Here is a 12,035-nt window from a genome sequence, read left to right on the forward strand (position 1 = left end):
TCCTATTTATAAAAAGCTAAGAATTATTTTTTCTCAGTTTTTTCCATTTTAGCTTTTAATGCAGCTAATACATCATTGTTATCTCCTAAAGTTGCAGCTGGTGCATTTGTAGAAGATGCAGATGAAGTATTTTCAGTTGCAGCTTTCACGTTTTTCTCTTCTTCTTCTCTGAAGATAGCAGTGTGAGAAGCAACTACTCTTTTGAATTCTTTGTTGAATTCAATTACTTTGAAATCAGCAGTATCACCTTTTTTCAATTTCTTTCCGTCTTCTTTTTCAAGGTGACGAGTAGGAATGAAAGCAACGATATCATCTCCGAATTCTACAGTAGCTCCTTTGTCAACGATTTCAGAAATCTCACCGTTGTGGATAGTTCCTACAGCGAAAGAATCTTCGTATTGATCCCAAGGATTAGCAGTAGTTTGTTTGTGACCTAAAGATAATTTACGTCCTTCAACATCTAATTCTAATACAACTACATCAAGTTTTTCACCAACGTTTACAAACTCAGATGGGTGTTTAATTTTCTTAGTCCAAGATAAGTCAGAGATGTAGATTAATCCATCAATTCCTTCTTCTAATTCTACGAAAATACCAAAGTTTGTAAAGTTTCTAACGATACCTGTATGTTTAGAACCTACTGGGTATTTAGAAGTAATGTCAGTCCATGGATCTTGAGTCAATTGTTTGATACCTAATGACATCTTACGATCATCTCTGTCAAGAGTTAAGATAACTGCCTCAACAACATCTCCAACTTTCACGAAGTCCTGAGCAGAACGTAAGTGAGTTGACCATGACATTTCAGAAACGTGGATTAAACCTTCAACACCTTCAGCAACTTCGATAAATGCACCGTAATCAGCGATTACAACTACTTTACCTTTAACTTTGTCACCAACAGTTAAGTTAGCATCTAAAGCATCCCATGGGTGAGCGTTTAATTGTTTCAATCCTAATTGAATTCTTGTTTTCTCATCATCGAAATCAAGGATTACAACGTTTAATTTTTGGTCTAATTCAAGAACTTCACTTGGGTGGTTGATTCTACTCCAAGAAAGGTCAGTAATGTGAATTAATCCGTCAACACCACCTAAGTCAATGAACACACCATAAGAAGTAATGTTTTTAACAACACCTTCTAATACTTGTCCTTTTTGTAATTGACCGATGATCTCTTTTTTCTGTACTTCAATATCAGCCTCGATAAGCGCTTTATGAGATACAACAACGTTTTTGAATTCGTGGTTGATTTTTACCACTTTGAATTCCATCATTTTGTTTACATATACATCGTAGTCTCTAATTGGCTTAACGTCAATTTGAGATCCAGGTAAGAACGCTTCGATTCCGAAAACGTCAACAATCATACCTCCTTTAGTTCTACATTTAACAAAACCGTTAACGATTTCTCCAGTTTCATTAGCTGCAATAACTCTATCCCAAGATTTGATAGTACGTGCTTTTCTGTGAGATAATACTAATTGACCTGTTTTATCCTCACGGATGTCGATTAATACTTCTACTTTGTCACCTACTTTTAAATTAGGGTTGTAACGAAATTCGTTTAAAGAAATAACACCTTCAGATTTAGCATTGATATCAACGATAACGTCTCTATCTGTAATTCTAACGACAACTCCTTCTACTACTTCTTCTTGATCTGTAGCGATGAAAGTTTTTGATACTAGTTCTTCAAACTCTTGTAAGTTTTTTTCATCTACTGCATCAATTCCTTCTTGGAAGTTATGCCAGTTAAAATTTGCTAAAAACTCTTCTTGTGATTTTAATTGTTCAGACATGCTGATAAAAAAATTTGTATTCTGTTTTTCTCGAGTTTCTCTATGCGATAGAAAATACAGAAGTTGTTTTACATAAATGGTTGATTCCTAATAGAAACTCTTCTCTGCCAAAAGGACTGCAAAATTAATACATTTTTCTGAATTAACAAAACAAAACCGATATGATTATCAGCCATTTGTTTAAGAAGCAGAAGAATTTATGTTTTCAAGACGTTCAGTCCCGCTATCCGTTGCAATCTTTTGTGCCGAACCCCGTCACAAAAGGATTTCCACTTCTATCGGGGCTAGGTTAGAAGCTGTATTGTTTTCAACAGCCATATTTGTCAGGTTGAGCGCAGGCAAAACCCTTTCTTCCTAAAAATACTATGCATAGCTACCTTTGTTTAAGTTTGAAGCTTAACAAGGACTTGATCCGTAAATAAAACAAACATGACAGGTTTTAAATCTTTCGGATTTATGATCATTTACAATCTTTAAAATTCCATTAAACTTTTAAGTTTTGCAAACGAATCATGAATCATTCTCAGAACATTTTCCTGTTCTAATGGAGTTGAACTTTCATATAACAAAAACAAAATAAACAGCATCAACAATACAAAGAACAATACCATAAGCACATTAACAAATATTGACTTTGGATAAAAAGTATAATCCTTGATATTGATTGAGTTTGCAATAAAAATCCAAGGATTTATTGTAAGGTCAGGCCTGTAATGCGCTAAACCCAATAAAAATGCCCGGATCAAATCTTCTCGATTAATATAAATGCCGCTAAAAAGATGACTGGAAGTAAAATATTCGCTGTGTATTATTTCTTTTTCATTTACTTTAATCCTCCAAAAAAGTTTCGTTACAATACCTCCTTCCGACCTGCCTCCTCTTGAATTATAAGCCAAACAATCAATATCAAATTTTGCGATATAAATTCCTTTTTGTTCTCCTAAGAGTCTTTCTGTAAATTGACTCCACAACAACTCATTCACAATCGTATTATTGAATCTGTTAAAGTAATGAACTCCATTTTCATCTATTATAGTAGTGGTGTATCGTTTACTTCTTTCATAGACTACCTTATAAATAAAAAAGCCAATTGCACTGGCAATGGATAATACCAAAACAATTAAGCCTAAAATCTCTTTTCCAGACATTAAAGGTTCTGTAAGTAATTCTACTATCAAATAAATGATCAGACAAACTCCTGCTAAGACCAGCAACAGAAGAAAAACACCAGTAGTAAAACCCCAAAATGCATTAGAAATCGAACGTACAGCACGAAATGGAGGAAGAGAATTCTTGTAGTGAGATAACATATTGCAATTTTAAAAGCAAATATACAATGCTTAAATTATAAACAAAAACCTACAAAAAAAAAACTTTGCTTCCCAAATTAAATGTAAATTTATCTATAACTTTAATTCCTTATTATAATCTTATAACCATGACACTTGATGAAATAAAAATAAAAATAAAGACTTTGCATGAAAAAGGACAAGTTATCAATGCTGTTTATTGGTTATTAAAAAAGTATAATCTCAAAAATGCTAACTTAAAAGGATTTGAGTTTAGAGAAAGCGCCAAACCAGATTTTATCCTCATGACAACTGAAGGAGATTTTGGGAAACCTCAAATCATTCGAATACCTGAAAACACCTTCGAATTTCAGTTAGAATTAATGCTTGTTTTAATCACTCACGAAATGGTTCACGTCAATCAAAAGACAATAAAACCTTATGTTTTAGATAAAAATGAACGAGAATGGCAAGCTTATTACGAAATGAACTTTCATATTCAGTTTCCGCAAATTCCGGAAATATCCAACTTTCACAAAAAATTCTTCGCCAATAAAGGTCTTGAATATTACAGCCGAATGGGTGAAGGTTCCGAGCTCCAACAAAAATATGCAGAACAAAAAAGGCAAGTAGAAGATCTGATTGCTTCTCTAAAATAAGTTTTCTAAATTCTTCACTAAAAAAATCCCGTTTTCGATATATTGAAAACGGGATTTTATATATAATTATAGAGATATTAATGACTCAAATTCTCAATTTCCTTCGGATCATGTTTGTGTTTAAACAAAATAGCAAAAGCGATTGCAATCACCAAAGCATAAGCTGCAAATGATAACCAGATCGTGTGCCAATCTTTCATCAAAATTGGATTTGTAAAAATTCCGTCTGCAGAAATTGAATTTCCTTGTCCTTTTACAAATTCTACCATTTTCTCATTAGTCGCATCTGTTTGTAAAAATCCAGCCAATTCTGTTGTGTTAGCAAATGATTTGGTAAAAAAACGATCAATTGCCCATCCAGAAGTTAAACTTCCTAAAACTGCTCCTACTCCATTGGTCATCATCATAAATAAACCTTGTGCAGAAGAACGAATTTTAGAATCTGTATTGCTTTCTACGAATAAAGAACCCGAAATATTGAAGAAATCAAATGCCATTCCGTAAACGATACAAGACAAAATAATCATCCATAACCCTCCTATCGGATCTCCAAACGCAAATAATCCAAAACGAAGAACCCAAGCCAACATACTAATCAACATAACCTGTTTGATACCGAAGCGTCTTAAGAAAAACGGAATTGCTAGAATAAACAAGGTTTCAGAAACTTGAGAAATCGACATTATAATAGTCGAATATTTTATTACGAAAGAATCTGCGTATTTTGGAAAATGCTTGAACTCATCTAAAAATACATCGCCATAAGCATTTGTCAATTGTAATGCTCCTCCTAAAAACATAGAAAAAACAAAAAACAAAGCCATTTTGTAATTTGCAAACAATTTGAAAGATTCTAAACCAAAAGTTTCAATCCAAGTAGCATTTTCTTTAATCAAACGCTGCGGCTCACATTTTGGCAAAGTAAAAGCATAAACTCCAAGGATTAAAGCACCAACTCCAGCAATATAAAACTGATATTCAGTCGCTTTACTTCCACTTAAATTCGTAATCCACATTGCCACAATAAAACCAATTGTTCCCCAAACACGAATTGGCGGAAAATCTTTTACAATGTTTTTATTATTTAATTTAAGCGAAGTATAAGATATTGAATTACTTAAAGCAATTGTTGGCATATAACAGCACATTGCTAAAAGCATAACAATAATAAAAGTATCTGGTGTAGCAACTTGTGCAATTCCGAATAAAACTACCGCATAAAGAATATGAAGCGCACCGTATAATTTTTCGGCATTAATCCATCTGTCGGCAATAATACCTGTAAGTGTAGGCATAAAAAGAGAAGCGATTCCCATGGTTCCGAAAACTAGTCCGAATTGAGTTCCTTCCCAGTTTTTTGTTCCAAACCAATAATTTCCAATTGTTATAAGCCAGGCTCCCCAAACAAAAAATTGAAGAAAGCTCATTAAAATCAATCTATTTTTAATCCCCATATGATAAAAATTGTTCTTTAGTAAAAATGAAGCGGTAAAACTACCATTTAAAATAATATCTGCAAAAAATTATGCTGTTTTAACAACATCATTCACTAATTCCAGAACTGCAGCAAATTGTTCTTCTTTATTTAAGTAAGAATTATCAATCTCAATGGCGTCATCGGCAATTACAAGAGGAGAATCTTCGCGGTGTGTATCCATATAATCTCTATCTACAACATTTTTCAAAACTTCTTCATAAGAAACATTATCACCTTTTTGCTGTAATTCATCAAAACGTCTTTGTGCACGTGTTTCTGCACTTGCGGTCATAAATATTTTTAATTCTGCATTCGGAAAAACTACAGTTCCAATATCTCTTCCATCCATTACAATGGCTTTATTGGTTCCCATTTCCTGCTGCTGCTCTACCAACTTAGAACGAACTTCTGAAACAGCTGCTACTTTGCTAACAAAATTAGAGACTTCGATCGTTCTAATTTGTTTCTCTACATTCTCACCATTCAAATACATTTCTGCAAAACCTAAATCTGAATTAAACTTAAATTCTAATTTGATATCAGATAATGCTTCAACCAAAGCTTCTTTCTTAAAAAAATCGGCCTCAATCAAATTATGCTGCATAGCAAAATAGGCAACCGCGCGGTACATCGCCCCAGTATCTACATAAACATATTCCAATTCTTTTGCTAATTGTTTTGCAAGAGTGCTTTTGCCTGTAGATGAAAATCCGTCGATAGCAATGGTAATTTTTTTCAATTTTTTATATTTAAATTTTTATTCTTTTAATGACAGTTGATTTTTAATAATAAATACTCATCAAAATATTCGATTCAGAACTATCAATTAGTCGCGCTATTCTGTCAAAGTATTTTTTATTAACCATAGGACAGCCAAAACTATTGCAAATGTAGCCATCTTTCTCTTCATATGGAACATCATAATAGTAATGAAAAACAATATCTCGTTTAAAAGCATTACTATTCGTTTTATCCAATCCGTAGAGCTTATATGCTCTACCAAACTTTCCGTAATAATGTTTTCCAATGTAATATTTCCCTAATGAAGTGCTTAATGAATTGGGAACGTTGCTAAAACGAAGTTTACCTTTAATACCTGTTTCAGAACCAGAACCATGGGCAACCAAACCTTTATCGATAATTTTATCTGCTTTTAAATCATAAACAAAAAAGCGATTTTTTCCCGAAGGAATTTTCATATCAACAAAGAAGGCTATTTTGTTATTGTATTGCGGATTTTTGTTTATCAGCTTTTTTATGTCAGCAATTTGAAATTCAATTCTTTTATCATCAGAAGACAATAAACCAATTTCTTTACTATCGGACAGCAGCAAATACCCGACAAAAAGCGCAAGAATAAAAAGGAATACAATAATTATTTTTTTCATTGATTTAGATTCAGAAAAAAAACTTTTCAATATTGAAGACTAAAACTATTCGACAATAAAAAGTTTTGACTTTCTTTTGGACACTCTTACGCTCTTTTATTAATAGTAAATATCCATAAGGATATTGGACTTAGAATTATCAATAATTTTTTCTATTCTTTTAAAAAACTGTTCGTTTACCATCGGGCATCCGTGACTATTGCTTATATAATAATCCTGTTCTTCGTAAGGAACCGCAGAATAATGATGCAAAACAATTGCTCTTTTTAAAGCATTGTTATTGCTTTCTTCTAAACCAGCCAATCGATATGCTTTTCCAAAAATGCCTTTATAGGTTTTTCCAACAGAATATCTACCTAGAGCAGTGCAATTAGAATTTGGCATATTGCTAAATTTAAGCGCTCCCCTTACTCCTGTTTCAGAACCAGAACCATGGGCTACAAGACCTTGATCTACAACTTCATCTTTCTGCAGATCGTAAACAAAAAAGCGATTTCTTCCAGAAGGCACTTTCATATCAATTAAAAAAACTATTTTCTGATTGTATTTATGATCGGTAGTAATCATGTCTTTTATACCAGCAATTCTACCATTAATTCTTTCCATTTCTATTGTAGAAATAGTTTCTTCTTCTTTAAAAGAAAGTTTAGAACCCGTAAAAAAGCTTATTGACATAAACAAAGCCAAATAGAACAGTTTCATTTACTTATTGAAAATTTAATGTTAAACCAAAAAGACTTGTGTTGGCCGCCAACGTATATCTAGAATATGAATAATTGAATTTCAGTTTATTCATTTTTAAACCAAACCCCAAAGAAACGCCCGAAAAGTTACGCTGTTCGTCTACTCGTAATTCTTCGCCTCTTCTAAAATTATATCCTACTCTAAAATTGAATGCTTTTTTAGGGAAAAGCTCAACGCCAAAAGCTACGTGTCTTAGCGCATTGTTTACAAAAGAAACTTTTTCTGGACTTGTAGAGCCATCGATATTCGTTTCTCCACGAACTGGATTTGAAAAAGAGATATTCCATTGCTGTAAATTTTCTAGAGAAAGATGCCAGCGAATTGGAACATGTTCTAATTCTTGAGAAATACCTGCTACAATTTCAAATGGAAGATTTTCTTTAATTCCTGAATAAGTAGTAAACTGTGTCCCCATGTTTCTAAATACAAGGGCGAAATTTAGGTCATTCATTTCATCTACATATAAAAAACCCAAATCGACTGCACCACCTATCGAATTATAACTTTCTAAAGAAGAAGTGATCAATTTACCACTTGCTCCAATGTATAAATCGGTATAAGGAACATTGTACGCATATCCAACCGATAATGCACCTTCGCTTCCTGTAAAATTAGAAGTTGCCTGTCCGTTTTCATCATAACCTTCAAATGTACCATAGTTCACATAAGTAACTCCAGCATAAATAGTCTGCACATGTCTATCATAAGTATAAGCATACGATGCTGTACCATAAGAGGCTTCACCATAATAACTTCCGTAATTTAATGCCAAATGATTGTCCATGTCTGCGTTTATAAGAGCGGGGTTCGACATAGCTTGATTAACATCCTCATCATATATGGTAATAATATCTCCTCCTAATGCCGCCTGTCTTGGCGAAGTGGTCAAATTTAAAAACTGGTAAGTGTAGCGCCCTCCAACTTGTCCGAAAGAAGACGAACAAATTAAGATTATAAAAAATAAAACAACTTTTTTAAGCATTTGTTTTTGGCGCACCTATATGGGAATAACGCAAGTGCAAATATAAAATTATATAACACTAAAAATAAAGTCCAATAAAAAAATTCCAAACTCCAATCATTAAAATTGGAATTTGGAATTTACATATTCAGCCAAAAGAAATATTTATTTCAAATCTTTAGCATTTTTTACTTTCTGATCTGTTAAAGCTAAAGCTAAAACTTCACTCATTTCTTTTACATAATGAAAACTTAGGCCTTCTAAATATTCTGCTTTGATTTCATCAATATCGCTTTTGTTTTCGTGGCAAAGAATAATTTCTTTAATTCCTGCTCTTTTTGCCGCTAAGATTTTTTCTTTAATACCACCAACCGGCAATACTTTTCCACGAAGCGTAATTTCTCCAGTCATAGCCAAACTTTTCTTCACTTTTTTCTGAGTTAAAAGCGAAACTAAAGAAGTAAGCATTGCAATACCAGCACTTGGTCCGTCCTTTGGAGTTGCTCCTTCTGGAACGTGCAAGTGGATGTTATATTTTTGGAACAATTCTGTACTAATACCTAATTTCTTAGCATTTGCTTTAATATATTCTAATGCAATTGTAGCAGATTCTTTCATTACAGTTCCAAGATTTCCTGTAATAGTCAATGATCCTTTTCCTTCAGAAATCAAAGATTCAATAAACAAAATATCTCCTCCAACACTGGTCCAAGCTAAACCTGTTACAACACCTGCAACATCGTTATTTTCGTATTTATCGCGCTCTAATCTTGGCACTCCCAAAATCGCTACAACATCTTCATCTGTAACTTTCTTGTTGTACTCCTCTTCCATTGCAACAGATTTTGCTGCATTTCTTATTACTTGCGCAATTTTTGTTTCTAAATTACGAACACCCGATTCTCTCGTATAACCTTCAATGATTTTTTCTAATTGCTTTTTACCAATAGTCAAATCTTTTGCGGTTAAACCGTGAGCTTCTAATTGTTTTGGAAATAAATGTCTTTTGGCAATTTCAACCTTTTCTTCAATAGTGTAGCCTGACATTTTGATAACTTCCATTCGATCGCGCAAAGCTGGCTGAATTGTAGCCATATTATTTGAAGTCGCAATAAACATTACTTTAGACAAATCATATCCCATTTCAAGGAAATTATCGTAGAAAGAACTGTTTTGCTCTGGATCTAAAACTTCTAATAAAGCTGAAGATGGATCGCCACTATTACTGTTTGATAATTTATCGATTTCGTCTAAAATAAATACAGGATTGGATGTTCCTGCTTTTTTCAAGCTCTGAATAATACGTCCTGGCATCGCTCCAATATAGGTTTTTCTATGACCGCGAATCTCCGCTTCATCACGCAAGCCTCCTAAAGAAATACGAACGTACTCTCTTCCTAAAGCTTCTGCAACAGAACGACCGATTGAAGTTTTACCAACTCCTGGAGGCCCTGTTAAACATATAATTGGTGATTTCATATCATTTCGCAATTTTAAAACTGCCAAATGCTCGATCATTCTTTTCTTAACTTCATCAAGTCCAAAATGATCTTTATCTAAAATTTTCTGTGCGTGTTTTAAATCGAACTTATCTTTAGAATATTCGCCCCAAGGCAATTCCAAAAACAATTCTAAGTAATTGCGCTGAATTCCAAAATCTGGCGACTGCGGATTCATACGACGCATTTTAGACAATTCTTTCTCAAAATGTTTCTGCGTTTTTTCGTCCCATTTTTTGGTTTTAGCCTTCTGCCCCATTTCGTCCATTTCCTCTTCCTGAGAAACGCCACCCAATTCTTCTTGAATGGTTTTCATTTGCTGGTGAAGGAAATATTCTCTTTGCTGCTGATCTAAATCAAAACGAACTTTTGACTGAATGTCATTCTTCAATTCTAATTTTTGAAGTTCTACATTCATATAACGTAAAGTCTCTAAAGCACGTTCTTTTAACCCATTTATCGATAAAAGACCTTGTTTTTCTTTTACTGATAAATTCATGTTAGACGAAACAAAATTGATTAAAAACGATTGGCTTTCAATGTTTTTAATAGCAAAAGTAGCTTCTGAAGGAATGTTTGGACTTTCTTTAATAATCTGAATCGCCAATTCTTTTACAGAATCTAAAATAGCAGTAAATTCAGTATCATTTTCATCTGGTCGTTCTTCAGCAACTTCTTTGATCGTTGCTGTCATATAGGGATCTTCTAAAACAACTTCGTCAATTTCAAAGCGTTTTTTTCCTTGAAGAATAACCGTTACATTTCCGTCAGGCATTTTAAGCACACGTAAAATGCGTGCAACAGTTCCAACTTTATGAATATCATCTTTTGACGGATCTTCGTCTTCTTCGTTAATTTGAGAAACTACACCAATTATTTTTCCGCCTGCATTAGCATCATTAATTAGTTTAATAGACTTATCTCTCCCAGCAGAAATTGGGATAACAACTCCAGGAAATAAAACAGTATTGCGTAAAGGTAAAATCGGAAGAGAAACAGGAAGTTCTTCATTATTCATTTCCTCTTCGTCTTCTGGAGTCAATAATGGAATTAATTCTGCCTCTGAGTCAAATTCTTGAAGTGACAGATTGTCAATGGTAAGTATTTTATGGTTTGACATAATAAAATATAAGTCTTTTTGTCATTAAATTTTCTGTGCTATCTATAAATAGAGTATTGCTTATTGAAGTTTTACCAAAAACGTGTTTCGTTTTTCAATTACAAGATAGGGCATAAAAATAGACAATCATTATGCCAAAACAAACTTAAAGCTTAAATAATTCTAATTAGTCAATTTTAAAATACAATCCATTTTAAAGTTTAGAAAACAAAAAACCCGAAAAAAGATTTTCGGGTTTCAAGCATTTTATTTATTCATTACTTCAAAGAGTAAGAAACGAGTTCTGAAGTAGTGCCAGACGATTCTAATTTTACAATTCCAACATCCTTAGCAATCCAATAAAATGTATCTGATGAAGAACTTTGTCCCTGCGCGCTTGCTTCAATATGGAGTTTAAATTTGATTACATTACTATAGGTTACTTCTTTAACTTTTAAGCTTATTCCTTTTTCTAAAATAGTACCTGTGTAGTTTGCATTCATTTTCAAAGAAGGAAAACTTGGTATATTAAAGCTTGTTTCTAGAGAATAAGACCCTTTCCATGTTTGATTTACATCCAAATAATCCTTAAAAAGAATAAATTCATATCCAGTTGATTTTCCGGTTATTCCTTCAGAACTATAATTCACTTCATCAATAACGATGCAATAATCTCCTTTTACTTTTTTAAGCGAAGCACCTGCTGTTCCAGAAATTTCGTCAGTAGAACCAAATAATTGGTTAAATTTATAATACGTATTGCCATCTTTATTAGATGAACTTTGAATTTTTACTGTGCTTTCAGCGCCATCTTGATTAAAAACCCATTGATTACCGACTTTAGAAGGCCAATAATCACCTGTTGATTCTCCAGCACTTTCACTAGAATCGTCATTGCTACATGATGTTAACATAAATCCTGTCATAACAAACAGAATTACAAAGCATTTGTTTAATTTTCTCATTATTGAATTTGTTTTTGGTAGTTAAATTTTATGTGAAATTATAGCAATGAATGTATTATACCTTACGGCATTACGTAAAATCAAAAAATATTTTTATTTTTTTTTATCAAAACTGTAACAAACAAAAAAAAGCCAAGTCTATATTAAAAACC

The 12,035-nt window shown here is 32.8% G+C and carries 10 protein-coding genes; 1 reads left to right on the forward strand and 9 read right to left on the reverse strand.

Translation table 11 applies throughout. The annotated features are described in order from the left end of the window. Positions 1-23: 23 nt before the first annotated feature. Both rpsA and QLQ95_RS21520 read right to left on the reverse strand, forming a co-directional pair. Complete coding sequence (gene rpsA, locus QLQ95_RS21515; protein ID WP_250836229.1) at positions 24-1,802, reverse strand: 30S ribosomal protein S1; 1,779 nt, start codon at positions 1,800-1,802, stop codon at positions 24-26. Positions 1,803-2,275: 473 nt separating this feature from the next. Beyond that, positions 2,276-3,112, reverse strand: coding sequence for a hypothetical protein (locus QLQ95_RS21520; protein WP_482501607.1), 837 nt, complete (start codon positions 3,110-3,112; stop codon positions 2,276-2,278). Between the two features lie 128 nt (positions 3,113-3,240). On the opposite strand from QLQ95_RS21520, the gene QLQ95_RS21525 reads away from it, so the two are divergent. Beyond that, a complete protein-coding gene (locus tag QLQ95_RS21525; protein WP_320495538.1) occupies positions 3,241-3,750 on the forward strand; it encodes a hypothetical protein in 510 nt (169 codons plus the stop codon). Between the two features lie 77 nt (positions 3,751-3,827). Here QLQ95_RS21525 and QLQ95_RS21530 read toward each other — a convergent pair whose 3' ends face one another. From QLQ95_RS21530 to QLQ95_RS21560, 7 genes are all read right to left on the reverse strand, one after another. Next, the gene (locus tag QLQ95_RS21530) at positions 3,828-5,204 is read right to left on the reverse strand and encodes a nucleoside permease (protein WP_482501609.1); all 1,377 of its coding nucleotides are present in this window, start codon (positions 5,202-5,204) and stop codon (positions 3,828-3,830) included. Between the two features lie 69 nt (positions 5,205-5,273). After that, positions 5,274-5,966: a (d)CMP kinase gene (cmk, locus tag QLQ95_RS21535; protein WP_250836233.1), complete on the reverse strand. Its 693-nt coding sequence runs from the start codon at positions 5,964-5,966 to the stop codon at positions 5,274-5,276. A 43-nt stretch (positions 5,967-6,009) separates the two neighbouring features. After that, positions 6,010-6,615, reverse strand: coding sequence for a murein L,D-transpeptidase catalytic domain-containing protein (locus QLQ95_RS21540; protein ID WP_482501611.1), 606 nt, complete (start codon positions 6,613-6,615; stop codon positions 6,010-6,012). Between the two features lie 99 nt (positions 6,616-6,714). Further along, positions 6,715-7,317 carry a murein L,D-transpeptidase catalytic domain-containing protein gene (locus QLQ95_RS21545; protein ID WP_428239190.1) on the reverse strand — a complete coding sequence of 201 codons (603 nt, stop codon included), beginning with the start codon at positions 7,315-7,317 and terminating at the stop codon, positions 6,715-6,717. Positions 7,318-7,321: 4 nt separating this feature from the next. Further along, positions 7,322-8,341 carry a type IX secretion system protein PorQ gene (gene porQ / locus QLQ95_RS21550; RefSeq protein ID WP_320495546.1) on the reverse strand — a complete coding sequence of 340 codons (1,020 nt, stop codon included), beginning with the start codon at positions 8,339-8,341 and terminating at the stop codon, positions 7,322-7,324. A 144-nt stretch (positions 8,342-8,485) separates the two neighbouring features. After that, positions 8,486-10,939 (reverse strand): endopeptidase La, encoded by a 2,454-nt coding sequence (lon, locus tag QLQ95_RS21555; protein WP_482501612.1) that lies wholly within the window; start codon positions 10,937-10,939, stop codon positions 8,486-8,488. A gap of 257 nt (positions 10,940-11,196) precedes the next feature. Next, on the reverse strand, positions 11,197-11,883 hold the full coding sequence (locus QLQ95_RS21560; protein WP_482501614.1) for a hypothetical protein: 687 nt from the start codon (positions 11,881-11,883) through the stop codon (positions 11,197-11,199). Positions 11,884-12,035: the final 152 nt, after the last annotated feature.

This window comes from Flavobacterium sp. B330r, from assembly GCF_056824325.1.